A 26,247-nucleotide genomic window follows, 5' to 3' on the forward strand; every position below is an offset into this window, starting at 1 on the left:
AAAGAATGCATCGAAGGCGATCCCCACGCTTATGGAGTGCGGGGATCGCCTTTAATGCTGGGAATAGAAAAAAGGTTTCCGCCAGCCAAGGCAAGCGGAAACCTTTTTATTCTAAAGCTGGTGATTCGGAGAATTAGCGTGCCATCCAGCCACCGTCAACGCACAGGACATGCCCGTTCATATAGTCGGAGGCAGCGGAAGCGAGGAATACGGCTGGGCCCTTGAGATCCTCCGGCGTGCCCCAGCGTCCTGCCGGAATGCGCTCGGTAATGGAACGCGTTCGATCAGGGTCTTTCAGAATCGGTGCCGTATTGTTCGTATCGATGTAGCCCGGCGCGATGGCGTTGACCTGGATGCCCTTTTGCGCCCATTCGTTGGCCAGCGCTTTCGTCAAACCGGCAATGCCATGTTTGCTCGCCGTATATCCGGGAACATTGATGCCACCCTGGAAGGAGAGCATGGAGGCGATATTGATGATTTTGCCGCTGCCGCGGCTGATCATATGCCGCCCGGCGAGCTGCGAAAGGATGAAAATGGAGTTTAGGTTCAAATTGATGACATCGTTCCAATCCTGCAGGCTGTGCTCTGCCGCCGGATTTCTGCGGATCGTACCTGCGTTATTGACGAGAATATCAATGTTTCCCGTCAAGCCCAGGGCGTCAGTGAACACCTGCTCAATACCGTCGGTTTTGCCGAGATCGGCCTTGATATCAAGAGCCTGTCTTCCCAGATTACGAATGGCAGAGACTGCTGGATCGCTGCCTGATCTGGATACGGTAACGACGTTGGCCCCCGCCTCAGCAAGGCCAATCGCAATGCTTTCCCCGATTCCGCCGGAGCTGCCTGTGACGAGCGCCGTTTTTCCTTCAAGCTGAAACCATTGCATATACTAATGACACTCCTTTATTGAGATTGTGAGTAGGTAGAATCAGGGATAATTGATTAAACGGACGCCTGTTTCCCTGATACGCTGGCCCTGCTCGCTATCCGGAATCCGGTCCGTAATAATCGCTGTCAAATCCGACAGAGGGGCAAAGGTACGCAGGGCGGTCTGTCCGAATTTGTGATGATCCACAACGGCGTACACCTCTTTGGAGACCGCGATCAGCGCCCGCTTGAAATCAATCAGATCGCTTGTATACACAGATAAACCGTTCTCCGGGTGAATAGCGGTAGAAGAGATGAATGCTTTCCGGATATTCAGGCCGTGTATGAAGGCCACTGCTTCCGGTCCCGCAAGCACATTGCGGACACGGTATCCGCCTGGCACGACAAGGCGGATATGATCCTTTGGAGCCAGCTCGCTGATGATATATACATCATTGGTAATGACCGTGATCGGCTCCGGCCCCAGCTGCTTCGCAATTTCCAGCGTTGTGCTGCCGCCGTCCAGGGCAATAATATCGTTCTCGACGATGAGTGACGAGGCTGCAGCGGCGATTTGCTTTTTTTCGGACAGGTGCTTGATTTGCGATTCCTGCTCGGGCAGAATCCCGTACTGCTCGCGGCTGGCCAGCATGGCTCCGCCATGCACACGCACGACCAAGCCCTGCTCCTCCAGTTTGGTAAGGTCTTCGCGGATTGTTTTGCCGGTCACATTCAGGTGCTCGCTGAGCTCATTGACCGTCACTTCCTTGTCGCGCAGCAGGACCTCCATAATAATTTCATATCGTCTAAGAGGGTTCATAAAGCTGTCATCCGTTCTGTTTTTGCTTAAGATTCTAGAATGTATAAACTTCTTGGTATAAGCTTCCTGGAATCGCAAGAAAAACTTCCGCTAAACGCGGTCTGTCTTCTGTGAATTACGTCGATAGACGTTTTTCTTATCTTAACTCTTCCATGGATATGCCGTCCATATCCTCGAAAATCTGATTTTCCCCGGCCATTCCCCATATGAATGTGTAATTATGAGTGCCTACGCCGCTGTGAATGGACCAGCTGGGGGAGATGACCGCCTGTTCATTGCGCATAACGACATGGCGTGTCTGCTGCGGTTCTCCCATGAGATGAAATACCACGGCATCGTCCGGAAGATTGAAGTACAGGTAGACCTCGGAACGGCGGTTATGAGTATGAGCCGGCATCGTATTCCACATATTCCCTGGCTCCAGTACAGTCATGCCCATCACGAGCTGGCAGCTTTGAATGCCTTTATCATGGATATAGCGGTAAATCGTCCGTTCATTGGAGTGTTCAATGGAACCAAGATGAACGTTAAAGGCATCGGAAGGACCTGTTTTCACTGTCGGGTAGTTTTTGTGTGCAGGTGTCGAATTCAAATAAAATTTGGCGGGATTGGCGGCATCACTGCTCTTGAACAGCACATCCTTGGCTCCCAGCCCCACGTACAGGCACTCCCGCGTGTCCAATTCGAAATCGCTGCCGTCTACCGTTACCGTGCCGGTGCCGCCAATGTTGATAATCCCCACTTCACGGCGTTCCAGAAAGGTGTCAGCGCCAATAGTTTTAGAATCCGCTTTCAATTCAATCGTTTCCTGAACGGGAACGGCCGCCCCGATGATGTAGCGGTCTACATGGGAATAGACGAGCTTAAGTTCACTGGGAACAAATAAAGACTCGATCACAAACTCTTGACGAAGGCGCTCCGTGTCGAAGGCTTTTACTTCATTGGGATGAGAGGCATGGCGATTTTCCATAATAATATCCGTCTCCTTCACTGTTCGTTTTGGTTAAAAATAGGTTTATATAAGTTTAAATTAATCCATATTGGTTCATTTGGCAAGTGGATGAATGAAATTTTATGTATGTAGTGGAAAGAGAAGAAATAAAATAGCCCCCTCGCGAAAGCAGAATCTCAGGAAAAAAACGATTTGGCCTGAGGCTGCGGATGCAGTCATGTTTCTGCTCGGGCGAGGAGGCTTGCGGTCATTTACGGCCGGGGTATCCCGGTCTCTGAGGGAAATCTGTCTTTAAACGTTCTGGTCAATAAGCTATTCCTGTCAGTCCAGGCTGGCGGAGATATTGTCCTGGCGCAGATCGAGCCACTCGAGCTCTTCACGGGACAGCTTAATCCCGGCGCCTTCAGCACAGGAATCCAGCTCCGCGGGGTTGCGGGCGCCAATGACCGCACTGGTTGGGAACGGCTGATTCAACACATACGCAAGGGCGATTTGAATGGTGCTGGCATTCTTCTGCTCTGCAAGCTGTTCCGCGCGCCGGAGGCGCTCCCAGTTATCGTCACTGTAAAATACGCGCACCAGATCCGCGTTATCCCGCCGCTCTGGGGTGAATTGCCCGGTGAAAAAGCCTCTGGCCTGTGAGGACCAGGATAACAGCGGCAGCTGCTGCTGTTCATGCCAGCCGCAGGTAGCTTCGTCCGCAGAGACACAGCCGGGCCAGAAAGGCTCATTGGCTTTGGCCAGGCTGAGATTGGGACTGCTGAAGGAGAAGCCCTGCAATCCGTTAGCCGCTGCGTATTCATTCGCTTCCTGCAGCCGCTGCCATGTCCAGTTGGAGGCGCCGATCGCTTCAATCGTTCCGGCCTCGATATGACGATTCAGCGCCTCGAGAATCTCGCCGACAGGGACGGAGGGGTCATCCCGGTGAAGGGCGTAGAGCTCTACCGAGGATGTCTGCAGCCTCTCCAGACTGCGGGCCAGATCCGAATCAATGGCTGCGCGGTTTACACGCGGTCCGTTTTGGTCATGATGCGCCCCTTTGGTCAGAATCACCCACTGATCGCGGTTTCCCTTTTCCTGCATATATCTGCCGATGACCTCTTCACTTTGGCCTCCGGTATAGATATAAGCCGTATCGATTGTATTGCCGCCGGCCGCCAGAAAAGCATCCAGATTGCGCACGGCCGTATCATAGACTTCATGGGTAAAATAATCGGAGCCTTTAATCAGCCGTGACACCGGTTTACGAGTTCCTTCAATCAAAATATAGTCCATAACGCTGTCGCCTCCCTGATCACTTTAATTGCTTCTTTAGAGCCTGATGGCTGCTGCCGTCAGGGTTATATTAGCACTTGAAAGAAAACGGTTCCATATAAGAAATACGAAGCGGGAGCGCAGAAAATGACTTCTTTTTTGTTATATCAGGAGCCTTACAGCATACGAAAGGGGTGTCCCAGGTCAATGGACCCTTTGGAACACCCCAGACATTCGGATATGATTAAAGGTGCCGACCCATGATAAAGCGGCCGCCCCAGTATCCTTTATTAATACTTTCGATGACAACACCTTTTTTCGGCATGTTGCTGATAAATCTACCGTTTCCGACGTAAATGCCGACATGGTCGATCCGACCGGGCTTGTTCACGCTGAACATAACAAGATCACCGATCGCCAGCTTGCTCTTGCTGTAAACCGCTTTCCCCCGTTTCGCCTGTGCTTTGGAGCCCCAAGGTATATTTTTACCGTTCTTTTTAAACACAAACTGGGTAAAGGAGGAGCAGTCGAAGATCAGCTTGGAAGGATTGCGAGCACCAAACTTGTATGTAACTTTGCCCTGATAGGACTTGGCAGTATTGACGATTTTGCTTCCACTGGTTGCAGAGAATTCCTGTGTAGAATCGGAGGCAGAAGCGGAGCTTGGAATTATGGTGCTTGCAGCAGAGAAAAGCATAGAGAGAGCTAGAGCGGCAGTAGCTAGTTTTTTCATGAGTCATCTCACTTTCTTGATTGGTAGATATACAGTTACAGGAGTACATTAGCATAGTCGCTAACAAAAAATCCTTAGTGGATGTTTGGGCATGGAGGAAATTTCGGCCAAAGCCACATGAAAATCGACACGCATGCCGATAAGAAAAACATCTATCGTTGTACATTCAAAGAAGCCAGACCGCGTTTAGCAGTAGTTTTTCTTGCGATTCCAGGAAGCTTATACCAAGAAGTTTATACTTTCTGGAATCTAAAAAAAAAATAGAGCATCGGGAAGGTCGGGTGAAGGTGAATGAAAGTTAACGGACGCAGAAAAGGCGGCAGATTATGGATAAATATGTCCAGCGGATTTCACAAATTGGGAGATTACAGAGAGGAGTTCGACGTCAGTACTGGGGACAGGCTTATGTCCAGTCTGACACGACGGGTGTATTCCATCGTGCGGATTCAAATCGGGGAGGAGAGCTTTGCCGAGATTGAGCTATTCGCGAAGGGGGAAGCCAGCCCTGGCGCATAAAACCTCAAATAATCGGCTTCGAACTGAGGCCAGTCATTTGAGGTTCATTCTTACGATTCTATCCATCCAGTGCTGCCGGTTTAATCAACGTTCCATCGTTACTTTATACTCACTACTTTACGCTCTCCCAGGGGCTGCACCGGACGATGATTGTCAGGAAAAATGGCTGCAAATTGATCAATTTGCGCTTGCGACATCTCAATCGGGTTGTCCAGCACAGTCCAGCTTACCTCCTCGGTGCACGGTGGGGTCGTGAGCGAGCCGCTGTAACGAATGGAATGCAAGTTTGCCGGAAGCATGGAGACGAGATCAATGCTGCTTTGCAGTTCAACCGCTTCTTCTGTTTCCTCGGCAGGTATGCTGCTCCATACGCTCTTGAACGCCTGGTTTTCAGCTCCATTTTTGATTAGAACGCCGAGCACCGCGGTTTTACCGTCCTCCCTTTTATGGACAAAGTGCAGCTCCATGTCCGCATTTTGCCCGTTAATCTGATGCTCGCTCGGATGATGGAAATGGAACTGGGAAAGCGTAAACTTGCTTCCGTCCAGCATGATATAATTTTTGCTATTCTTCAGATTGACCAGGATCGTATGTCCGTTGTTCTGTATATTGGCTTCCGCATTGCCGTAATGAACCTCTATTGGCTGAATGGTGTCGGAGGCTGTCAGTTGGGAATGTTTAATATCGATGGGGGACTGCTGTGTTCCGTTTTTGCATACAAGGTAATCTTCATCCAACTCGCCCCAGTGCTCCGGTCCGGTATCGCCTTCATAGGTCCAATGCGCTGGAGAGGGTTGGGGAGCACTGGCCATTTGAGCGCCGGAAGAATTGCCGCCCGTATTGGCTTCTAGGGTCTGGTTAGGCTGCTGCTCGCATCCGGCCATAAAAACAAGAACAAGCACTGTCATACAAGCGATTTGTAACCTGTTTTTCATTTCCTGTTCCTTCCTTCTCCTGTTTATATATAACTTGTAACATTGTATTTTTTTTCATATAGACACTCAAGGGCATTTGGACCTTGTTATATGAGAAGATACAGGCCAGAAATTAGGAAAAGAGGATGAAAAAAGGAGGAAGGCCATCCCAGATTTTGACGGAGCGGGACGGCCATGAAGAAGATATATTACGGCATAAACTTTCTGACAATAATAGCGGAATTATGCCCGCCAAAGCCGAAGGAATTGGACATGCCAATCACCAGCTCGTCCTTCCTTGCTTGATTCGGCACATAATCGAGGTCGCATTCCGGATCAGGCGTCTCCAGGTTGATGGTCGGCGGGACGATGCCATCCTGCAGGTATTTCACCAATGCAACCGCTTCGACGGCGCCTGATGCCCCCAGCATATGACCGGTCATGGACTTGTTCGCTGTGACGGGCATCCTGTAAGCATGGTCTCCGAATACTTGCTTGAGCGCGGCGGTCTCCGAGCGGTCCCCGATCATCGTGCTCGTGGCATGGGCGCTGATGACGTCCACCTGTTCCGGAGAGAGTCCGGCTTCGGACAATGCAACAGTCATCGCTCGAGCAGCTCCGTGTCCGTCCGGTGGGGTGGCTACCATATGGTAGGCGTCCGAGCTCGCCCCGTAACCGATCACCTCTGCCAGAATGGTGGCGCCTCTGCGCCGCGCATGGGAGAGGGATTCCAGAACGAGGATGCCGGCCCCCTCCGCCATAACGAATCCGTCCCGCTCCGCATCAAACGGGCGGCTTGCCCGCTCAGGCTCGTCATTGCGGGTGGAGAGGGCGGTTGCATTGGCAAAGCTGGCCAGGGCAATATCCGTCAGGGCCGCTTCCGTGCCGCCCGCAATCATGATGTCCGAGCGTCCTGCCTGAATGCTGAAAAAAGCTTCTCCAATGGCGGTGTTCCCGATGGAGCAGGCCGTCACCGGCGACATGGAAGGGCCAAGCGCACCATACCTGATGCTGATCATGGCGGCTGCCATATTGGAAATCATCATAGGCACCAGTACAGGACTGATCCGTTCCGGTCCGCGCGCGGCGAGCACGGCGCTTTGGTTCAACAGGCTTTGAATACCTCCTGTACCGGAGCCGACATACACCCCGAACCGCTCCCTATTGATCTCTTCAAGCTTGAGCGCGGCGTGCTGTATGGCTTCGTCTGCAGCGGCCAGAGCGAACTGGCAAAAGCGGTCCATTTTACGGGCTTCTTTAGTGCCAAAAAGCGCATTTGCATCGAAATCATGTACAATCCCCGCCATTTTCACCTTTTGCTTTGATGTATCCAGCGAATCTATTTGCGAAATTCCGGATTTCCCGCCTACAAGGCCGGACCAGAACGTCTCCACATTGTTGCCCAGCGGCGTAATGACGCCCATGCCTGTAATTACGACTCTTTCTGTTTCCATAACAGGAACCCTCCCATGAACTGAATAAATTCTGTGGTCAAGTATAGAATGTCATGAAATTTATCCTATTACAAGATATAGTTTATGCTAGTATAATTACTACCATAATAACTTGATGATTCGTTGTGAAAAGAGGAGAGACGAATGAATTCCCAAACAAGGCTGCAGGCTTTATCCGCTTTTTTAAAGGCTCAGCGAGCCAAGCTTTCTCCTGAAGCGGCCGGGTTTCCGGCAGGAGCGAGAAGGAGAACACCAGGGCTGCGCAGGGAGGAGGTGGCGCAGCTGGCAGGGGTGAGCACCACTTGGTATACATGGCTGGAGCAGGGACGCGACATCAAGGTGTCCCCGTCTGTACTGGATTGCGTAGCCACAGCGCTCCAGCTGACAGCCGATGAGCGAAAATACTTGTTTTCGCTGGCTTTGGATACAGGGATGTCAACATCTTATCCGACAAAACAGGAAACGCCGCACATGACTGCCTCTCTGGAAAAAATCATTACCGAGCTGCGCTATTGCCCGGCAATTATTTCAGACCGGACCTGTCATATTGTAGGCTGGAACCTTGCGGCTGCCTATGTATTTCTTGACTTTGGGCTGATTCCTCAGGAAGAACGCAATATGATCGCCTTGCTGTTTTCACGCAGAGAGTTCAAACGGCTGGCGGTGAACTGGGAGCATTTTGCAAGCGGCTATCTGGCGATGTTCCGTTCGTATTATGGCCAGTATGTGGAAGATGAATGGTATGATCATTTTCTGGAGGAGATGAAGAAGCGTTATCCGGATTTTGAGCAGATGTGGGAGCAGAGCCGGGTGAGCTACGCACCGGAGGTGCATTTGGAGTTCAGGCATGCCAAGGCGGGCAAGATGGTATTTGAGCTTACGTCTCTGCAAGTCTATGGCGAGCATGACCTGCGCTGCAGCATCTATACACCGGATGCAGGGACGGAAGAGAAGCTGAAAAAATTGATGAATGAGCAGGGAGCATGAGTGCGGATGAAAACAAAAATAAATAAAAAAAGCGGGAGGATAATATATCCAATAACCGCTATTTATTGCTGATTTAACTGTGAATTAAGTTCGGCTATTAGGTATTCATAAGGTTTAAATATTGGTTTAATCTTTTATATGCTGGCATTTTTATAGCATTCCTAAGTAGTTCTTTTATCAAATTATCGTCTACATCCTTAATGGTGATTGATAAAATAGTGCCTAACTGAGACGTTAAATTAGTAAGTTCAGGTACATTTTTATTATCTTCCGCGTCAATTAAACTCCTAACATGAAACTTCAAAGTGTCTTTTATTTTACTGCATTGTTCGCGGTTCAATTTTTTAGATATCATCCAATCCCATAATGCATATTCTTCGTGGTTCACAGCTATGTCGCGTAAAAACGAAATATATAACTCTAATCGATCAATTCTTTCTTCAATAGTTTCTTTTGTGTTCATTTAATTGAGTCCTTTCTTATATGTGGTAACAGGGCATCTTATCAGATGCCCTTTCCTTATTGTCTAATTAATTAAAGGAATACCAAGACGAGAATATTAGCGATTGTTTTAGCTGTGGATGTCGGTGCACCGGTAACATTCATAATAGTTTGTTGAATAAAATCTCTAATATATTCTTCTCCCTGTTCACCTTTTTTTGCAAGATGATATAAAGCGTCGGAAACTTCATCTACGGCTTCTTCAAATACCTTTTTGTATGTACCATCAGGAAGTTCATTGAGTACTTTTTTAATAAATTTGCCGTTACTTAAGTTGTCAGCCAGTTTTTCGATGGCTTCTCTAGCTACTTTTGTTTTCCACTGAGGCTGAATGTCTTGTCCGTTAATTGTCACAATTTCCGAAGGGTTAGTATAAGTTACGTTCGAAGCTGCCATTGCTGAAAGTGGTGACAAAGCTGCGAGTGCCAAAGAAATGGATAATGCAGAGACCAATAACTTTTTCTTGAACATTAATCATTCTCCTCCTCGAACATTTGTTTGATTGATAATTTCATTTATCAACCTAGTAAATATACTACTTCATTTGGATAAATAATACATGGTTTATTTTTCCTATTTTTTTAAAACAAGAAGTTAGGAAGAAAGGCTCATTTTAATCTCGCAAAATTTTGGTATTATATTTTATTTAATGTAAAACTTATATGATTTGTCGATAAGATTTGAGACTAGCAATATCTTTGAAAGATCATACATTAATTTTAGAGCCATAAATGAGCAAAAGCGGATACAAAAATGGTGTCTCCGACGGAAAAAATCATTACCGAGCTGCGCTACTGTCCGGCGATTATTTCAGACCGGACCTGTCATATTGTGGGCTGGAACCTTGCGGCTGCTTACGAGTTTCTTGATTTTGAGCTGATTCCGCAGGAAGAGCGCAATATGATCGAGCTGCTCTTTTCGCGTAGGGAATTCAAGCGGCTGGCGGTGAACTGGGAGCATTTTGCCAGCGGTTATCTTGCGATGTTCCGTTCGTATTATGGCCAGTATGTGGAAGATGAGTGGTATGATCATTTTCTGGAGGAGATGAAGAAACGTTATCCGGATTTTGAGCAGATGTGGGAGCAGAGCCGGGTGAGCTACGCACCGGAGGTGCATTTGGAGTTCAGGCATGCCAAGGCGGGCAAGATGGTATTCGAGCTTACGTCGCTGCAGGTTTATGGCGAGCATGATCTGCGCTGCAGTATTTATACCCCGGATGCTGCAACGGAAGAGAAGCTGAAAAAGTTGATGAATGAGCAGGGCGCGTAAGCGTGCCGACATGATGCCGAAATGATACCGAGACAAAGTCGAGTGAAATAACCAGCTATTTTGTGATATTATTTTTCTGCAACGGATTATTTCTGTTATGGAGGTATTAACATGCGACAAGGAAAGAAAATGAGGGCACAAAGCAAAGGGGATAACGTATCAACGGCCCTATAAACTGCGTAATCCCCTTACATTAAAAGGGGCATTACTTTATGAATAAGCCACTTGGGGGAAGCATCCGGAAATCTCTGGTCTGGCTAAGCATTCTTGCATTTTTCAGTGTACTGAATGAGACGGTATTTAACGTATCCTTACCGGACATTGCGGAACAATTCGGTATTCAGCCATCTGCAGCGAACTGGGTGAATACAAGCTTTATTCTTTCTTTTGCGGCGGGAACCGCTGTGTACGGGAAAATATCGGATATGTATGGGATAAAAAAACTGCTTCTCGCCGGTCTTCTGCTTTATGGAGGAGGATCGCTGATCGGATTGCTCTTTCATGCCTGGTTCCCGGTTTTGCTTGCAGCACGTTTTATTCAAGGAGCTGGGGCTTCTGCTGTCCCTGGACTTATTGTGGTTCTTGTCGCCAGCTGTATCAAACGGAAGCATCAGGGAAGGGCCTTCGGTTTAATCGGCTCGACGGTCGCATTTGGAGAAGGGATTGGCCCGGTTCTCGGGGGTTTGATTACTGACTATGTTCATTGGTCCTATCTTTTTGTCCTGCCGATGATGACACTTTTGACACTCCCGTTTTTCCTTCGCACACTTCCTGACAAGCCATCTCAAAAAGGCCGGATTGATGTGCCCGGAGGTTTACTGCTTGTTTTTGGAATCATAACGTTTGCCTTGTTTACTACCCATTATGAGTGGTGGTATTTAACCATCAGCGTTGTTCTGTTCTTAGGATTTGCGCTGCGAATCCGGTATGCAAAAGAGCCCTTTATCGAGCCTGCCTTGCTCAGGAGAAAAAGGTTTATTGCAGGTGTGCTCCTTGGAGGAGTATTTCTGGGCAGCGTTGCCGGAATGATCTCTATGGTCCCGTATATGATGAGAGAAGTGCATCAGATGCCTGCAAGTCTTATTGGATACGGCATTTTATTTCCGGGAACGGTCAGTGTCATTCTTTTCGGAATGATCGGCGGTTCTTTGGTGGATAAACGGGGAACGGGTTTTGTGATCATTGCCGGAATATTATTGATAAGCGCCGGGTTCTTGAGTGTTTCGCTCTTTGCGGATGAGAGCCCGTGGATGATATCCGGCGCGCTCATTCTCACTTTTGGCGGGCTTTCCTTTGTCAAAACGGTGATTTCAACCATTGTGGCCGGGACACTTCATTCTGAGGAAGCGGGTTCCGGGATGGGAATTTTGAATTTTGTCTGCTTTCTGGCGGAAGGTATCGGGGTTGCTGTCGTGGGAGGACTGCTTACGCAGCACTGGCTGAATACTCCCGTTCTGCCTGTCATTACTGACTCTGCGGCCTATCTGTACAGCAATCTGGGGCTGCTGCTTGCCTTGGTGATTACAGGGGGAGCCATATTCCTGACCGTATTCAAGGGGACGGAGCGCTCCCAGAGAAAATTATAATATCTTTAAAAAGCGGCGGATTCAGACTTTATTTTAAGTCTGCTCCACCGCCTTTTTCATTTGGTGCCCCCCAGAATGCCTGTTTTGAAAAAATCCGTAACTATCAACGGCACCGGAGCCAAACGGTCATTTCTCCCGGTGTGCGGTTGCTCCAGGCATAATACGGAACGGCCGTGATCTGAACCGGAACCCGTGCCGCCGGGCTGGTGGCATATAGCTCATCCGCATCGGCTGCAGAGCTGTCGGAGCGGGTTGCGGTGCCGTTGATGACAACTACGCCTCCAAGCAGGTTCTCATCGAATGCCGCTTCCAGCTTGGCGTCCGCCGCCAGCTCAATATCCTGCAGGTTGGCCCCGTTGTCGGCTTCTTCCAGGCAGAAGAGGACCGGTCCGCGCTGCAGAGCGGCTTTACCCGCATTTTCCCGCAGCGCCGGATGGGCAAATACCAGCTCGACCGGCATGCTCAATTCCAGCGTGATGCGGTCTCCCGGCTGCCAGGTTCTGTGCAGGGAGGTATATCCGCTGTTCGTTGCAGCATCCGTTACTTCCTCGCCGTTGACGGCGATTTTGGCTTCCTTGCACCAGCCCGGAATACGCAGCGAGACGGCAAATTCTGCCTCTGCGTCCATATCCAGCGCCAGCTCGACAGATCCGTCCCAAGGATACTTGGTCGTCTGCACCAGCCGCACCTGCTGACCGGCAAGCTGCACCTCAGCCTTGCTGCCGATATACAGGTGCACGTACAGCTGCTTGCGCTCATCATTTTGCGAGTAGATGTATTGGCCGAGCGAAGCGATCAGGCGCGCGATGTTCGGTGGGCAGCAGGCGCAGCCGAACCATGGCTGGCGGGTGACCTTGACCGTCGACATATCATGGCGGTGGTTGGCGGTATCCGGCCATACTTCCAGCGGGTTGACGTAGAAATAGCTTTTACCGTCCAGCGAAATGCCGCTTAATAGGCCATTGTACAGCGCCCGTTCCATGACGTCCGCATATTCCCGGTCCGCCTCGATCTGCAGCATTCGGTGCGCCCAGAACATCAGGCCGATGGCCGCGCAGGTTTCCGCATAGGCACGGTCGTTGGGCAGGTCATAAGGCACGGTGAATCTTTCTTGGAATTCGGAGGAGCCGATGCCGCCGGTGAGGTACATTTTACGGCGTGTCGTATCCTTCCACAGCTGTTTGCACGCGTCAAGCAGCTGCTGATCCCCGTTCTCCACGGCCAGATCGGCCATGGCGCTGTACAGATACACTGCTCTCACGGAGTGGCCTTCCGCCGTTTGCTGCTCACGCACTGGAGCATGGGCCTGGAAGTAATCATAATCGCGTTTCCGGGAAGTATTCTCCTGCCGCTTCTCTGCTTCCTGGTCAAAGAAATGCGGCTGCTGTCCGCGCTGGTCAACGAAGAAGCTGCTCAGCTCCAGATATTTGGCCTCTCCGGTGGCCTCAAACATTTTCACAAGAGCCAGCTCAATTTCAGGATGCCCGTCGTAGCCCTGGATTTGATCAGGTCCCGGACCGAAGACTGTACCAATGTAGTCGGCATATCTGGACATGATATCGAGGAATTTTCTTTTGCCTGTTGCCTGGTAATACGATACGGCTGCTTCCATCAGATGACCCGCGCAGTACAGCTCGTGATTGTCGCGCAGGTTGGTCCAGCGCTCTCCCTGTTTTTTGACTGTATAGTACGTATTCAGGTAGCCATCCGGCTGCTGGGCTCTTTCCAGCAGCTCAATGACCTCATCGGCCGTTTTTTCCAGCTCGGGGTCCCGTTCCCTGGACAGAATGAAACCGACGGTTTCCAGCCATTTGCCGAGGTCGCTGTCCTGGAACACCATGCCGTAATACTCGCCTTCGGCCTCACCGGCGGCGAGACGGAAATTTTCAATTGTATGGCTGGGCTCCGCGCCGGGGATATTGTCGTTCAGGGCATCCCATTGGTAGGGGACAACCGTCTCGGTTACATTTTGCTCGCGCGAGCTCCAGAAAGGGTCCTGAATCGTCACTTGCTGCAGAGTTAGCGGATTCATCTTTTTCTGTACCTGATTATTCATCGTGCTCATGGACATGCTCCCTTCGGATATGGATTTTTTTATTCACCCTTCAAACCGGACAGCGTAATGCCTTTGATGAAAAAGTCTTGTGCCAGCAGGAACACAACAATGAGCGGAATGATCGTAATGACGGTGCCGGCCATCAGCACGGGCCAATCCGTCGAGTACATGCCCTGCATGGAGGCGAGGCCAAGCGGCAGTGTCATCATTTCCTGCGAATTGATGTACACGAGCGGAGAGAGGAAATCATTCCACATCCCCATGAAGACGAACACGCCGAGCGTGGCCATGGCCGGTTTGGAAAGAGGTATGAAAATGCGCCAGTACACCCCGAAAGGCGTGCATCCGTCGATCTTGGCCGCATCCTCCAGGGAGGCGGGAATGGTGAGGAAAAACTGGCGCAGCAGGAACGTGCCGAAAGCGGATACAAGGGCGGGCAGAATTAGCGCCCAATGCGTATCCACCAGGTTGTAAGAACGCATGATGATAAAGTTGGGAATCAACGTCACCTGGGCGGGAATCATCATCGTAGCCAGATACAGTCCAAACAGCAGCTCCCGGTATTTGAACTTCAGTCTTGCAAACACAAACCCAGCCATGGAGCTGGTGATCAATTGGGCCGCCACAGCAATGACAGTGACTTTAATACTGTTCAGCAGATAGGTTATGAACGGAAAGCGGTCCGATATGCGTATATAATTTTCCCATTGAATGGACTCCCCGAACAGCGTGGGCGGAAATACAAACACTTCACTGATATTTTTCAGGGAGGTGCTGACAGACCAGAGAAAGGGCAGAATCATCGTGACGGCACCTGCAAGCAGCACGGCGTGTGCGGCAATTTTCAGCCCCAGATTCGTTTTCACGGCTCACCCTCCTCAATAAATGCTCCATTTTTTTTGACGCCAGAACTGGAACAGGGTAATCAGCAGCACCAGGAAAAATAGAATATAGGCCATGGCGCTTGCATATCCCATATTGAAATACTTAAATGCCGTTTCATAGAGGTAATGCACGATGACGGAAGTGGAACGCGCCGGCCCGCCCTGGGTCATGAGGAACACGGTATCGAACACCTGAAATGAGCTGATCACGGACATGACGGTTACGAAAAATGTCGTCGGCGACAGCAGCGGAACGGTAATATAGCGGAACTTGTGGTACCAGCGGGCACCGTCCATTTCCGCGGCCTCGTAATAGCTTTCGGAGATCGATTGCAGGCCGGCCAGGAACAGCAGCATGTTAAAGCCGATGTTTTTCCACACACTTGTAATGATGACCGCTGGCATGGCCCACACCGTACTGGTCAGCCAATCCGGCCCCTTGATGCCGAAAAAGCCGAGGAAGTAGTTCAAAATGCCATATTCGGGATTGTAAATCCACTGCCACACGACCGCGACGGCCACCATGGAGGAAATGACCGGCAGAAAGTAGGCGGCCCGGTAAAACTTCTTGAACCTGATGTTCTGATCCAGGGCCACAGCCAGAAATAAGGCCAGTACAATGCCGAGTGGAACGGAAACGGCCGAGAAATAAAGGGTGTTCCAGAATACCTTGATGAAGGTCTCATCATGTATCAATCCGGCATAATTATCCATACCGACCCATTGAATGGGACTCAGCATATCCCAGGATGTGAAGCTCAGCAGAAAGGATGCAATCACCGGCAGGAACGTAAATGCAAGAAAGCCGAGCAGGTTGGGCAGCAGCAGCAGAAACGCCCAGGTGCCGTCTTTATAAAACAACCGCTTGAGCTTGCTTGTTCTGCCCGGCGCGCGTGGTTCCACGGGTGCCATACCAGGGTCGGCCAAACCTTGATTCGGAGTCATACAGGGTCACCTCCGCAACGGGGCCCAGCTTGCCGCACTGGGCGCGCCCGTCAGAATATGTGCTGGTGAGCCGGGAAATCATTGGGCAAGCTCAACGTTGGCTCTTGTCTCGATATTGGCAAGCGTGTCATCTACCGATTGTCCGGAATACCAGAGCTTATCCGTCTCTTCGGTAATAATGTCGTTCACTTTATTTTGACTGATCAGGGAGAAGGGATAAGCCTCCGCATCTTTAAAGAAAGAGACCAGCTCTTTGAAGCCTTCGGGATGTACCTTGTCGTTATACCATTTGGCAATGCCTTCTTCGGTGTACAGATCCGTGCGGTTCGGCATCCATAAACCTTCCTTCACCAGCCCGATCTGATATTCCTCGGAGGATAGAAATTTGATCAGCTCCCAGGCTTCCTGCGGATGCTTCGTATTGCCTGCGGCCGAGTGCAGATGCGCCTGTCCCTGAGTGATTGCGCGCTCAAATTTGGGCAAGGCCGCTACGCCTACAGGAAAGCCCATGCTCGCCAGCTCCTGCAGCGCCCATGAACCGTCGACCATCATCGCCACCTTGCCTGTTTGCAGCATCTGGGCAGGCTTCATGCCGATGCTCTCCAGTGTCTTCGCGGTGGGGGAGGCGCCGTCGACGAGCCGCAGATCGAGGACGGACTGCAGCACCTTTTTCGTTTCCGGCGTATTGATGGCCATCTTTGTGCCGTCCTCATTAAAAATCGTTCCATTGTTGGATAAAATTTCGGCAGTCGTATTGGCGAAGGCTTCCAGACCAAACGCCCCGTACTGCGTAACCTTGTCACCATCTTTCATGGTCAGCTGTTTGGCGGTATCGCGGAACTGCTCCCAGGTCCATGCCTTGGCCGGATCGCTTGGCGGATAGGCAATACCCGCCTTGTCAAAAAGCTGCTTGTTATAGTAGAGTACAGGAGAAACCGTACAGCTGCTTACGCCGAATATTTTTCCGTCAACCTGCATAATGCTGGCCGAGGAAGGAATAAATTGATCCAGCGAAAGATCCGCCTGGAAGTGATCCGTTAGATCCAGCAATACCCCCCGTTTCTGAAAAGCTCTGTACTCCGCCGAACCGAGGAAAAAGACGTCCGGTGCCGAGTTGCCGGCGAGCATTGTCAGCAGCTTCTGCACATACTGCGCCTGCGGCACGGGCTGATACTCAACTTTGATGTTGGGATGCTCCTTCATGAAGACTTCCAGACCTTGCTTGACGCTTTGCGTTTCGAGAGGACTGGCTTCCCAGCCCATAAACTTGAGGGTAACGACACCATTCTCCTGATTGCCGTTTGCCGCGCCGCCGCCCGGAGCCGTACCTCCAGAGCAGCCGGAGGCAAGCAGTGCGCACAGCAGAACAAAGATTAGCAGTTGCAGCTTTCTCATAGAATGACCCTCCTTGAATGAACAAAGATCGGATGGTTCGAAAACAGGATGTTTCTATTATTGCAAGCGCTTGCAAAAAAATCATAACATGATTGCATTTTGATGTAAGTAGCTGTTATGACAGAAAAGGTGGATTTTGCTGACCAATGGAATGACGGATGCGGATCAAAGGCTTGAGGAGCTGAGGTTATGAAGTTTCTAAAGACAGATATCAGAAATCCGGTCGAATTCATATCATGCGGACATTTTATTTCCAGTGTGCCCTGGACCCACAGCAAGCGGAGTATCGATTCTTATGAAGTGCTGATCGGGGTACACAAAACGCTGTATATCACGCAAGATGAGTTAGAATTCGAGCTGGAGCCTGGACAGGTGCTGCTGCTGCAGCCCGGACTTGTTCACTATGGTCATAAACCGTGCGATGAGGGCGTTTCATTTTACTGGCTGCACTTTATCCCGTCAGCACAGGCAGAGTGGCTGGATGAGCAGGAGATGGCCCGTGTATGGCAGATTTTGAACGAGCCGGATGCGGATCGTAATTGTACGGATATTTATCTCCCCCTGATGTTCACGCCCCAGGCGGTGGAGCGGATTAACATCCTGTTTCAGCAGCTCCAGCATGTCGTGCATTCCAATTACTATTCGCTGCAAAGCGCCCACTATTTGACGACTTCCCTGCTGATTGAGCTGACCGAGCAGACGATTACGGACGTGTACCGCAGCTCCCAGCAAAATAAAGGGGACCGCAATATTGCGGAAATTATAGAATGGGTGCGCATCCATGCCGCGCAGGACATTTCGGCAGCCGATGTGGCTCGCAGGTTCAATTACAACCGTGACTATTTGTCGCGTTTTTTCAAGAAAAAGACCGGGTATAACCTGCAGGAATACATTCATCTGCTGAAAATCGCCAAAGCCAAGGACATCCTGTCCCGCAGCTCTGCCAGTGTCAAGCTGGTGTCCGCTACGGTGGGAATTGAGGATGAAAAATATTTTATGCGCCTGTTCAAAAAATACGTGCAGATGACACCTACGGATTACCGGAAGGCTTATTATAAAATCCACCTAAACAACCACTGAAAGGTGGCGGGATTCGAAGATTTGGTGGATAATACTGACAAACGAGAAGAGGTGAAAGGATGAAAGAACAGCTGGAAAAGGCCCTGCAGCTCAGAAGCGAGGGCCAGCTTGAAGTATCAAACCAAATGTTGATAGAACTGGTGGAGCTGTACCCGCAGGATGCGCTGGTAAATTATCAGTGCGCCTGGAGCTTTGATGTACTGGGACGGGAAAGGGAGGCCATACCTTTGTATGAAAAGGCTGTGTCGCTGGGACTTGCGGGTGAGGATCTGGAGGGAGCGCTGCTGGGCATGGGCAGCACGTACCGCACATTGGGGGAATATGAAAGCTCACAGCGTACGTTCCGCAAAGGAATGGAGCTATTTCCGGACAACCGGGCGATGAAGGTTTTTTACGCGATGACTTTATATAACCTGCAGCAGCATCCACAAGCGATGGAAATTCTGCTGCAGTGCATAGCGGAAAGCTCCAGTGACAGCGAAATACAGAATTATAAAAGGGCCATTCTTTTTTATTCAGATCAGCTTGACAAAGTTTGGGAGTAAAATATGGCATCTATGCTTAAGTGAGGTGCACTGTTTATGAAAATAGGAGAGGCAAGACGTGCCGCCGTGGACTGGGTTATCCGGCATGCCCGCTCTGCGGAAGGTTATATGGGGGCTTATTACAGCGGATCTACAGTGGGGTTATCTGATGAGCTGGAGCTGCCGGCCTTTTCCGATATTGACATCGTGGTGGTTACCGCTTTGACCGAACCCCCGCTAAAGCCCGGCAAACTGGTGCACTGCGGTGTGCTTCTTGAAGTCACTTATCTGTCAATGCATCAGATTGCCGTAGTGGAAGAGGTGTTGTCTTCCTATCATCTGGCAGGGAGCTTTCGCTTGGATACGATTATTGACGATCCAAGCGGGAGGCTGCGCACGCTGCAATCCCAGGTTGCACTTGAATTCAACGAAATGTATTGGGTGCGCAAGCGCTGCGAGAATGTCATGAAGAAAATTGAAGGTGGTCTGGGAGCTATCGACACAAATGCGCCATTGCACGATCTGGCAACCTCCTGGCTGTTTCCGACCGGAGTGACCACCCATGTGATTCTGGTCGCGGCACTGTGCAATCCGACCGTACGTCTTCGTTATTCTGCTGCCCGAAATGTGCTTGTCCGGTATGGTCTGGAGCAGCATTATCCGTGCTTTCTCGATCAACTCGGTTGTACTGGCATGTCCCCTCAGCAAGTTGAAGCTCACCTCATTGAGCTGGAAAAGACATTTGATGCGGCTGCTGGTGTCGCCAAAACTCCGTTTTTCTTCAGCTCAGATATCACTGCCTATGCCCGCCCGGTCGTTATTGACGGCAGCCGCGAGTTGATCCGCACTGGATACCACCGTGAAGCGGTCTTCTGGATGGCCGCCACCTTTGCGCGCTGTCATAAAATTATGGCGGCTGATGCGCCGCCCGGTCTGCAGCAAACATTTGCTCTGACGTTTGAGGCCATGCTGTCTGATCTTGGAATGACTTCAAGGGATGATTTTAACCGTAGGGGGGAAGAGACGATTCGTTTTTTACCCAGCTTATGGGAAGTGGCGAAGACGATCATGGCTGCAAATCCGGATATTAAAAAGTAACGAAATCCTATTTCTCAACCCATAACGACATCCATATGAACAAGGCAAACATGATCATTGGCAGGGTTACGCCGGCAACGAGCACAAAGCGCCAGTCAGGAAGGCTGAGGATTTTTCTTAATGGTTCAAAACCTCTTTTTACGGAACCCTGTTTTAAAGCTGTTGTGATTTGTTCCAGGATAAGGGCTTGCTGTCTTTCATCATAATTGCTTAATTGATTTAAGAATTCTGCATGCAGGTCTGCCGTCGATTTCTTCACCTTTCTGTTTGTCATTTTCACACTCCCTAAACAATAATGATATAAAATGTCAATACGTTCAATTGTCTATAAAATAACATACCAGAGCCTAAATAAAAAGGAAGGTGACAAGGAGAAGAAAATGAAAAATACATTTCGTTGGAACGACCTGATAGCCAGGATATTATTGTCACTTTGTGCCGTTGGAGCATTTGTTTCATTCTTTTTAAACATTGGGAATGCCACAGATGCGGACTCTAGTACATTAGTAATTGAGATCTGGCGTCTTTATGGCTTCCTTGTATTTACAGGACTCTTCGTGTTGTTAGCTATTTACCCTCGTCGTTATGCCGGAATTTGGGAGCTCGTTATTTTTCATAAAGCAGCTGTATCCATTACGATCCCTTTAATGGTTACGGAACTCACTCCTGATACTCAATCTGTTGCTGTTACAGATGGTATCCTTGCTATTATTGTTGTGGTTGCTTACATCTTGGCAAAGGGATATTCGGCATGGGGGAATCTTCGCAAATAACTTTTGGATGAAGCAATTTTAGTTTTGGTGCTTTCAGAACACAGCGACAGCTTAGGATTTTTCCTGGCTGCCGCTGTTTCCCTTGTGAGAAGAAGTTGCATCAACGCACGAGCAAGCTCGAAATAGTTTGGATATATTCTGCATATCTCTTGGCCTCTTGAGCGAAATAGGCAGTGGTGCCATGAGTAGTGTTATAGGTAACAAAGGCCGGAAGATAGGTACCGTTGCATCTGGTAATGGTACTTTGGATCGGTCTGAGAAATTCGCTGATCGTAAACCAATTGTACCCGCCCGCTTGGTAGCTTTGTTCCCTGCTTCCCGTCGTCGTTGCAAGCATAAATTCTTTACCTTTCAAATGATTTCCTTCAGGTCCAAAAGCCCATCCGTGCGTAAATACATCGTCGAACCATTTTTTTAATAACGGGGGGCAGCTATACCAATAAAAAGGAAATTGAAAAACTATCCGGTCATATGACAAGAGCAATTGCTGCTCTTTCTCCACGTCAATATTCCAATTGGGATATATGCTGTAAAGGTCTCTTACCTCGATGTTTGAATGATTATGAATCTCTTGCATAAAAGCCCGATTGACACGGGATGCCTCCAGGTTCGGATGTGCAACGATTACCATAGTTTTCATTTTGTTTCCCTCCTGTTTTTTAAAGCAGCTTATTTGCACCTCCAATTATTAAATCGAAAGATATTTTTGAAAAGTACGCTTTTTTTTCGTACTTAGTCTCGAAAACAGTACGATCAATACCGCCAAGGATAAAGGTGGTACGTTGAACCGTACTATGTACGAAAATAAGTAGTACTGTTTAAAATCAGAATGCTTTGGTAAAGTAGAGGTAAACACTTGATCGGGTCAAAATCAGGGGGTGAGAATATGGAAGCCAATATCGATCCGTTGTATAAAAAAGACGGGATATTAACCACCTTGCAGGTCATAGGGGGAAAATGGAAACCGCTCATCTTGTTTATTTTGCTGCACGAAGGAACCAGACGGTTCGGTGAGTTAAAACGTCTGCTTCCCAATGTGACGCAAGGCATGCTTACTAATCAGCTGCGGGAGCTGGAGCGGGACGGACTTATCGTTCGCAAGGTGTACCAAACCATCCCTCCGAAGGTCGAATACTCTCTATCCGAACATGGGAAAACGTTGAGTTCTGTCTTGACCGATATGTGTGGATGGGGATTTAAACATATTGATTTTATAAATAGCACTGACACTCCCGACAGTAAACAGGGAAGTTGAGGAGGGGAGAAATGATGACAAGTGTTAGCGAAGATCAACGCAGCATGTTTTCATGCCGTCAGGTAACAGCTCAAGATTTTGAAATGATCAGCACCTTTCCGCGCAGCGAACAGGAGCTGTTCTTTATTTCTCCTAAGCTGCGCTTCCCGCTTACGGCCGGCCAGCTGGAGGAAATAGCCAAAGAGAGAAGGTGCCCAACTGTACTGACTTGCGCTAGGCACGTCTCCGGGTATGCCAACTTCTATAATGTAGAAAAAGATAAATGCTGGCTGGGCAACTTTATTATTTCTCCTGAATACAGGGGGAAGGGTGCGGCAGAATTTTTGATCAAGCATATGATGGGGCAGGCCGGAGAAGAGTTGAAGGTTCAGGAGCTGCATCTCATCTGTCATAACATAAATACCAGAGCTCTATTGTTTTATACTCGAATGGGTTTTAAGCCATACGAGATTAGCAATCGAACGACACACCAAGGCTCGACGATCGCCGGAATACATATGAGAATAACCGTTTAATCGAAAGGAGAAATCATGAAACCCATTCGAAATGCGGCCAAAGCCATTATTATTGAACAAGACAAGGTGCTGCTGATCAAGAACCGGAATGAGGAAGAAGGGATTTATTATTCTTTTCCCGGCGGGGGACAGGAGTACGGTGAGCAGATAAGCGATACGATCAAAAGAGAATGTCTGGAGGAAATCGGAGAAGAAATCGAAGTAGGCCAGCTAGTGTACGTACGTGAATATATTGGGGAAAATCATGCGTCCGAGGCTTGGCATATGGATATGCATCAGGTGGAATTTTATTTTCGCTGCACGTTGGTTGCGGGGTCTGAGGCAGTCCTTGATGCCTTCAGTCCGGACTCCGAGCAGATTGGGGTGGAATGGGTCGGATTCGATGAACTGGACGCCATCCCGATTTACCCGAGAACAGTTGTAAACATCATTAAAAGTGGTCGTGAGCAATTCGGTTATCTGGGCGACGTTATATAATCAACCGGGCAGGGAGTAAGTGCGTGCCGCCTGCATTGAATATCCGTCACAATTCATTGTCTGCTCATTTATGCTGCAGGGAATGCATTATACTCAAAGCTGGACTTAATCTATGATCGAAAGGACGGAGTGAGGCAAGCAAGCTGTTTGCAGGTCATAACCCGCGTAATGCCGTATCAGGTCTGCTACTGACTAAGCTGGGTTTTCGCTATACACATGATGAGTATTATGCACCAATCGGACTGAATCATCCTTCTTACGAATTTCTGAGAGAACCATGTTAAGATGCTTGTTACCCGAAAGCGTACAATATCTGGGTCATTTTCAAAGCAAATCATGTAAAAGGCTGCCAGCATGGCAGCCGCATTTGTTTATAGAGGGATTTCTAATTTCAAGTAATACACAGCTAATGGCTGATATCACATTTGTTCATGATGAACGAAATCTGATTTTCGAGCCGGTTCATGGTTTCACGTGTCTCCTTGTCGTCAGCACCCTGTGCACGGAGCGAAGCAAGCTGCTGCTTCAATTGCTGCAAATCCTCACCGGCGTTGGCACAGTCATAGTCGCTTTCCAGATTATCGAGCATGCAAAATCCTCCATTGTTCAAGTGTCCCTGTTATTATGCTCAAAAGGTAATGTATATACACAAGTCATGAATCTTAACCTGGTAAGAGTTATAGTTGAATAGGTCAATTCCAAAGCCTTACAATAAGGTAGAAGGGGATCATACAAATCCCCATTCCGGGTTATCTGGGAGGATTTTATAATGAAAACCGTATATGATTTTGAAGTAAAATTGCCGAGCGGTGAAAAAAGATCGTTAAAAGATTACGAGGGCAAAATTTTAATCATTGTGAATACGGCCAGCAAATGCGGTTTTACGCCACAATTCAAAGAATTGCAGGAGCTGTATGCAAAATATCAAGCTAAAGGGCTGGAGATTCTAGGCTTCCCCTGTGATCAATTCAATAATCAGGAATTCAGCAATATAGAAGAAACCACTCAATTTTGCCAGCTGAATTATGGAGTGAAGTTTCCTGTTTTTGCGAAAATTGATGTGAATGGAGAGCAGGCAGATCCGCTTTTTACATTTTTAAAAGAGCAGAAAAAAGGAGTTCTCTCCAGCAGAATCAAATGGAATTTCACGAAATTCCTTGTTGATCGGCATGGGCAAGTAGTAAAGCGATATGCCCCGACCACTGCTCCGGGAAAAATAGAAGAGGATATCATAGCCTTAATCTAGTAGTGGATTGATCCCGAAATAACGTGAACGTTGGTGACGGCAGATCAGACCGTATGAAGCTAACGGACCTGGATGACCTTATTTGCCTGGAAAGCCGCCGTTTTCATTTTTAACGGACGGGAGAGCTGCTATTTGCTTGAAAGAGGCAGGATACGTGTACATCAATGCCCAATAAGGTTTGTGGTGTCCGTTACAACACTGAAAGCTGTTGATTTCGCAAAATAACGGCGCTGTGGTCCGTTAGGAATTGTCTTGCAGTGCGATTGGCTTGATCTCCTGCCGAATTCTCTTTAGGATATACATATCCGCTATTACTTAGCTTATTTTGGACGGGAGGATTTCAGGTTTGACACCATTTACAGCCCGGGTCATTGAAGTGATTCAACAGATTCCGGAAGGAAAAGTAATGACTTACGGACAGATCGCCAGAGAAGCGGGAAGCAGCCGTGCCGCAAGGCAGGTCGTCCGGATTCTTCATTCCATGAGCCGGAAATATAAATTGCCATGGCATCGTGTGGTCAATGCCAAGGGCGAAATTGCGGTCCAGGATGACGAATCGGCCGAGCTGCAATGCCTGTTCCTGCAATCTGAAGGAGTTGAACTGCTGGGCAACCGCAGAATTGATCTGGAAACATTTCAGCATCACCCTAATGCCGATTAAAACGGCAGGTAAGGGTGATGCTGAATTTGCTTGAGATTATCGAGCAACCAGTAAAAGCCGGTAAGCCATGTGAAAATGTCTGAGTGTCCGCAAAGTGCTTGTGTAAAAGAATGATCACTCAGCTTAAGCTTTTTTGCTGGCTGGAGGCTGATCGGATAGCGGTGCGCGAATGCGCCCGCTTTTTTGCTGTTTCAGCAGACCTGCAGCCCAGCACACGATGAGAATGGCGCAGGGATAGAGCATCGCCCAGCCCGTAAACGGAAAGACCGCGGCCGTGCATACGAAGGAAATCCAGCTTACAGTAAGCGCGCGCCTGTCTTCCTTCAGCAGTCGGATCCCCGAGGCGCAGCCGCACAGGTAAGTCAGAATAAAGGCGGCATTCGGCAGCTGTATCAATGTCGTCAGCGAAACCAGCCGGGTTCCGTACATCGTCATGATTAAGACAAATGAAGCGCCCAGAAAGAGCAGCCCGCCCACAGGGGAATGGTAAGTGCCGGACACCCGGTTCATCCACTCCGGGGCATGCCCTTCGCGCGCCAAAGCGTATGCCACGCGTGAAGCGGCGCCGGCATAAGCGATAATGGTGGCTGTACAGATAAAAATGCCCACAACCCCAACGATCAAGGCTCCCAGATGTCCAAGGGGAGCGCTGATCAGATGAACCAGCGCCGTGTCGGCGCCCGCAAGATAGCTTCCCGTACCGACGACAGCCAGCGCGGACAGGAAGTAAAGAATGCCGACGATGGCGGCAGCGATCATTACCCCTCTTACGGCAGCCCGCTGCGGATTTTTAAATTCCTCTGACATATGAGACACGGCTTCCCAGCCGATAAAACACCAGAACAAAATGGCTGCCGCCTGTCCGATGCTGAGCCAGCCGTGCGGCAGGAAGGGGGCAAAATGCGCTTTCCCCATTTGCGGTACAGAGACGGCGAACGCGAATAAAAGCACGGCTGCTATGGCGATGACGACGGCAATTTGAATACTGCCGGCAAGCTTCATCCCGAACCAGTTGACCAGCAAACCGCAGGCCAGGATCAGGGACGCGATAATGATGCGTGCATGCTCGCCCCAGCCCAGTGCGGCCGTCAAATAACCGGCACCGGTAAGAGCGGCGACAGGGGCTCCGATCGGTACGGACATCAGAAAGAACCATCCGACAACGGCCCCGGCACGAGGGCCGAAAGCAAGGGTGACGAAGTGGGATACACCGCCGGCATTGGGATATTTGGCCGAGAGCAGTCCCATGGAAAGGGCCATCGGCAAAATGAGCAGGGTCATAAAACCCCAGGCCAGCAGCGAGGCAGGACCAGCCATTTCCGCGGCGAGCCCGGGTACGATCAGCACGCCTGAGCCAATGACCGCTCCGATATACAGCGCCACGGCTTGAGGTGTTCCGATAGTTTTTTTCAGCTGTTGTTGAGATGTGTTAGATTCCATTAGGTCTTTCCTCTTTCCTTGAATTTGAATCCAGCTTAACAGATA

29 protein-coding genes and 1 pseudogene are annotated in these 26,247 nt (G+C 49.4%); 13 read left to right on the forward strand and 17 right to left on the reverse strand.

The features are described 5' to 3' along the window. Positions 1 to 133 precede the first annotated feature (133 nt). From kduD to ACI1P2_RS23610, 5 genes are all read right to left on the reverse strand, one after another. Positions 134 to 886, reverse strand: a complete 753-nt coding sequence (gene kduD, locus ACI1P2_RS23590; RefSeq protein WP_355323344.1) for a 2-dehydro-3-deoxy-D-gluconate 5-dehydrogenase KduD — start codon at positions 884 to 886, stop codon at positions 134 to 136. A 42-nt stretch (positions 887 to 928) separates the two neighbouring features. Beyond that, positions 929 to 1,687 (reverse strand): DeoR/GlpR family DNA-binding transcription regulator, encoded by a 759-nt coding sequence (locus tag ACI1P2_RS23595; protein ID WP_355323347.1) that lies wholly within the window; start codon positions 1,685 to 1,687, stop codon positions 929 to 931. 136 nt (positions 1,688 to 1,823) lie between these two features. Further along, complete coding sequence (gene kduI, locus ACI1P2_RS23600; protein ID WP_355323350.1) at positions 1,824 to 2,657, reverse strand: 5-dehydro-4-deoxy-D-glucuronate isomerase; 834 nt, start codon at positions 2,655 to 2,657, stop codon at positions 1,824 to 1,826. Between the two features lie 303 nt (positions 2,658 to 2,960). Continuing rightward, complete coding sequence (locus ACI1P2_RS23605) at positions 2,961 to 3,914, reverse strand: aldo/keto reductase (protein ID WP_355323353.1); 954 nt, start codon at positions 3,912 to 3,914, stop codon at positions 2,961 to 2,963. A gap of 223 nt (positions 3,915 to 4,137) precedes the next feature. Next, a complete protein-coding gene (locus tag ACI1P2_RS23610; protein WP_355323356.1) occupies positions 4,138 to 4,626 on the reverse strand; it encodes a C40 family peptidase in 489 nt (162 codons plus the stop codon). 291 nt (positions 4,627 to 4,917) lie between these two features. Between ACI1P2_RS23610 and ACI1P2_RS23615 the strand changes: the two genes are divergently transcribed. Then, positions 4,918 to 5,142, forward strand: coding sequence for a hypothetical protein (locus ACI1P2_RS23615; RefSeq protein ID WP_408976324.1), 225 nt, complete (start codon positions 4,918 to 4,920; stop codon positions 5,140 to 5,142). Positions 5,143 to 5,240: 98 nt separating this feature from the next. Here the strand turns inward: ACI1P2_RS23615 and ACI1P2_RS23620 are convergent, their stop codons facing one another. Both ACI1P2_RS23620 and fabF read right to left on the reverse strand, forming a co-directional pair. Then, positions 5,241 to 6,077, reverse strand: a complete 837-nt coding sequence (locus ACI1P2_RS23620) for a carbonic anhydrase (protein WP_355323362.1) — start codon at positions 6,075 to 6,077, stop codon at positions 5,241 to 5,243. Between the two features lie 188 nt (positions 6,078 to 6,265). Continuing rightward, positions 6,266 to 7,510 carry a beta-ketoacyl-ACP synthase II gene (gene fabF, locus ACI1P2_RS23625; RefSeq protein WP_355323365.1) on the reverse strand — a complete coding sequence of 415 codons (1,245 nt, stop codon included), beginning with the start codon at positions 7,508 to 7,510 and terminating at the stop codon, positions 6,266 to 6,268. Between the two features lie 144 nt (positions 7,511 to 7,654). Here fabF and ACI1P2_RS23630 point away from each other — a divergent pair, with 144 nt between their 5' ends. Further along, the gene (locus tag ACI1P2_RS23630; protein ID WP_355323368.1) at positions 7,655 to 8,497 is read left to right on the forward strand and encodes a helix-turn-helix transcriptional regulator; all 843 of its coding nucleotides are present in this window, start codon (positions 7,655 to 7,657) and stop codon (positions 8,495 to 8,497) included. A 97-nt stretch (positions 8,498 to 8,594) separates the two neighbouring features. Here the strand turns inward: ACI1P2_RS23630 and ACI1P2_RS23635 are convergent, their stop codons facing one another. Together ACI1P2_RS23635 and ACI1P2_RS23640 are read right to left on the reverse strand one after the other, a co-directional pair. After that, on the reverse strand, positions 8,595 to 8,960 hold the full coding sequence (locus ACI1P2_RS23635) for a hypothetical protein (protein WP_355323371.1): 366 nt from the start codon (positions 8,958 to 8,960) through the stop codon (positions 8,595 to 8,597). A 71-nt stretch (positions 8,961 to 9,031) separates the two neighbouring features. Continuing rightward, positions 9,032 to 9,469: a hypothetical protein gene (locus tag ACI1P2_RS23640; RefSeq protein WP_355323374.1), complete on the reverse strand. Its 438-nt coding sequence runs from the start codon at positions 9,467 to 9,469 to the stop codon at positions 9,032 to 9,034. A 288-nt stretch (positions 9,470 to 9,757) separates the two neighbouring features. On the opposite strand from ACI1P2_RS23640, the pseudogene ACI1P2_RS23645 reads away from it, so the two are divergent. Both ACI1P2_RS23645 and ACI1P2_RS23650 read left to right on the forward strand, forming a co-directional pair. After that, positions 9,758 to 10,267, forward strand: a pseudogene (locus ACI1P2_RS23645) (MmyB family transcriptional regulator); the annotation flags it as partial. Positions 10,268 to 10,479: 212 nt separating this feature from the next. Next, positions 10,480 to 11,853 carry an MFS transporter gene (locus tag ACI1P2_RS23650; RefSeq protein ID WP_355323377.1) on the forward strand — a complete coding sequence of 458 codons (1,374 nt, stop codon included), beginning with the start codon at positions 10,480 to 10,482 and terminating at the stop codon, positions 11,851 to 11,853. A 103-nt stretch (positions 11,854 to 11,956) separates the two neighbouring features. Here ACI1P2_RS23650 and ACI1P2_RS23655 read toward each other — a convergent pair whose 3' ends face one another. The 4 genes from ACI1P2_RS23655 to ACI1P2_RS23670 form a co-directional block, all read right to left on the reverse strand. Further along, on the reverse strand, positions 11,957 to 13,918 hold the full coding sequence (locus tag ACI1P2_RS23655; RefSeq protein WP_355323380.1) for a glycoside hydrolase family 127 protein: 1,962 nt from the start codon (positions 13,916 to 13,918) through the stop codon (positions 11,957 to 11,959). Between the two features lie 29 nt (positions 13,919 to 13,947). After that, positions 13,948 to 14,775, reverse strand: a complete 828-nt coding sequence (locus tag ACI1P2_RS23660) for a carbohydrate ABC transporter permease (RefSeq protein WP_355323383.1) — start codon at positions 14,773 to 14,775, stop codon at positions 13,948 to 13,950. Between the two features lie 12 nt (positions 14,776 to 14,787). Continuing rightward, positions 14,788 to 15,705: a carbohydrate ABC transporter permease gene (locus ACI1P2_RS23665; RefSeq protein WP_355323529.1), complete on the reverse strand. Its 918-nt coding sequence runs from the start codon at positions 15,703 to 15,705 to the stop codon at positions 14,788 to 14,790. Between the two features lie 111 nt (positions 15,706 to 15,816). Then, positions 15,817 to 17,133: an ABC transporter substrate-binding protein gene (locus ACI1P2_RS23670; protein WP_355323386.1), complete on the reverse strand. Its 1,317-nt coding sequence runs from the start codon at positions 17,131 to 17,133 to the stop codon at positions 15,817 to 15,819. Between the two features lie 189 nt (positions 17,134 to 17,322). Here ACI1P2_RS23670 and ACI1P2_RS23675 point away from each other — a divergent pair, with 189 nt between their 5' ends. From ACI1P2_RS23675 to ACI1P2_RS23685, 3 genes are read left to right on the forward strand one after another with little or no spacing between them, the layout of a single operon-like run. Continuing rightward, positions 17,323 to 18,213, forward strand: a complete 891-nt coding sequence (locus tag ACI1P2_RS23675; protein ID WP_355323389.1) for an AraC family transcriptional regulator — start codon at positions 17,323 to 17,325, stop codon at positions 18,211 to 18,213. Between the two features lie 59 nt (positions 18,214 to 18,272). Continuing rightward, entirely contained in the window at positions 18,273 to 18,758 is a 486-nt protein-coding gene (locus ACI1P2_RS23680) for a tetratricopeptide repeat protein (protein ID WP_355323392.1), read from the forward strand. A gap of 36 nt (positions 18,759 to 18,794) precedes the next feature. Next, a complete protein-coding gene (locus ACI1P2_RS23685) occupies positions 18,795 to 19,835 on the forward strand; it encodes a hypothetical protein (protein ID WP_355323395.1) in 1,041 nt (346 codons plus the stop codon). Between the two features lie 7 nt (positions 19,836 to 19,842). On the opposite strand, the gene ACI1P2_RS23690 is transcribed toward ACI1P2_RS23685, so the two are convergent. Next, complete coding sequence (locus tag ACI1P2_RS23690; protein ID WP_355323398.1) at positions 19,843 to 20,109, reverse strand: hypothetical protein; 267 nt, start codon at positions 20,107 to 20,109, stop codon at positions 19,843 to 19,845. A 106-nt stretch (positions 20,110 to 20,215) separates the two neighbouring features. Here ACI1P2_RS23690 and ACI1P2_RS23695 point away from each other — a divergent pair, with 106 nt between their 5' ends. Next, positions 20,216 to 20,608, forward strand: a complete 393-nt coding sequence (locus ACI1P2_RS23695; protein ID WP_355323401.1) for a hypothetical protein — start codon at positions 20,216 to 20,218, stop codon at positions 20,606 to 20,608. Positions 20,609 to 20,708: 100 nt separating this feature from the next. On the opposite strand, the gene ACI1P2_RS23700 is transcribed toward ACI1P2_RS23695, so the two are convergent. Then, a complete protein-coding gene (locus tag ACI1P2_RS23700; RefSeq protein ID WP_355323404.1) occupies positions 20,709 to 21,248 on the reverse strand; it encodes an NAD(P)H-dependent oxidoreductase in 540 nt (179 codons plus the stop codon). A 246-nt stretch (positions 21,249 to 21,494) separates the two neighbouring features. On the opposite strand from ACI1P2_RS23700, the gene ACI1P2_RS23705 reads away from it, so the two are divergent. From ACI1P2_RS23705 to ACI1P2_RS23715, 3 genes are read left to right on the forward strand one after another with little or no spacing between them, the layout of a single operon-like run. Further along, on the forward strand, positions 21,495 to 21,863 hold the full coding sequence (locus ACI1P2_RS23705) for a winged helix-turn-helix transcriptional regulator (RefSeq protein ID WP_355323407.1): 369 nt from the start codon (positions 21,495 to 21,497) through the stop codon (positions 21,861 to 21,863). An 11-nt stretch (positions 21,864 to 21,874) separates the two neighbouring features. Further along, positions 21,875 to 22,378, forward strand: coding sequence for a GNAT family N-acetyltransferase (locus ACI1P2_RS23710; RefSeq protein WP_355323410.1), 504 nt, complete (start codon positions 21,875 to 21,877; stop codon positions 22,376 to 22,378). 15 nt (positions 22,379 to 22,393) lie between these two features. Beyond that, a complete protein-coding gene (locus ACI1P2_RS23715) occupies positions 22,394 to 22,855 on the forward strand; it encodes an NUDIX domain-containing protein (protein ID WP_355323413.1) in 462 nt (153 codons plus the stop codon). Between the two features lie 406 nt (positions 22,856 to 23,261). On the opposite strand, the gene ACI1P2_RS23720 is transcribed toward ACI1P2_RS23715, so the two are convergent. Then, complete coding sequence (locus ACI1P2_RS23720; RefSeq protein ID WP_355323416.1) at positions 23,262 to 23,444, reverse strand: DUF2524 domain-containing protein; 183 nt, start codon at positions 23,442 to 23,444, stop codon at positions 23,262 to 23,264. A gap of 180 nt (positions 23,445 to 23,624) precedes the next feature. Here ACI1P2_RS23720 and ACI1P2_RS23725 point away from each other — a divergent pair, with 180 nt between their 5' ends. Both ACI1P2_RS23725 and ACI1P2_RS23730 read left to right on the forward strand, forming a co-directional pair. After that, positions 23,625 to 24,101, forward strand: a complete 477-nt coding sequence (locus ACI1P2_RS23725; protein WP_355323419.1) for a glutathione peroxidase — start codon at positions 23,625 to 23,627, stop codon at positions 24,099 to 24,101. Positions 24,102 to 24,447: 346 nt separating this feature from the next. Continuing rightward, positions 24,448 to 24,762: an MGMT family protein gene (locus ACI1P2_RS23730; RefSeq protein ID WP_355323422.1), complete on the forward strand. Its 315-nt coding sequence runs from the start codon at positions 24,448 to 24,450 to the stop codon at positions 24,760 to 24,762. Between the two features lie 123 nt (positions 24,763 to 24,885). On the opposite strand, the gene ACI1P2_RS23735 is transcribed toward ACI1P2_RS23730, so the two are convergent. Then, positions 24,886 to 26,202, reverse strand: a complete 1,317-nt coding sequence (locus ACI1P2_RS23735; protein ID WP_355323425.1) for an APC family permease — start codon at positions 26,200 to 26,202, stop codon at positions 24,886 to 24,888. Positions 26,203 to 26,247: the final 45 nt, after the last annotated feature.

It is taken from the genome of Paenibacillus jiangxiensis, from assembly GCF_046098255.1.
In the GTDB taxonomy this organism is placed as follows: Bacteria; Bacillota; Bacilli; order Paenibacillales; family Paenibacillaceae; genus Paenibacillus; species Paenibacillus jiagnxiensis.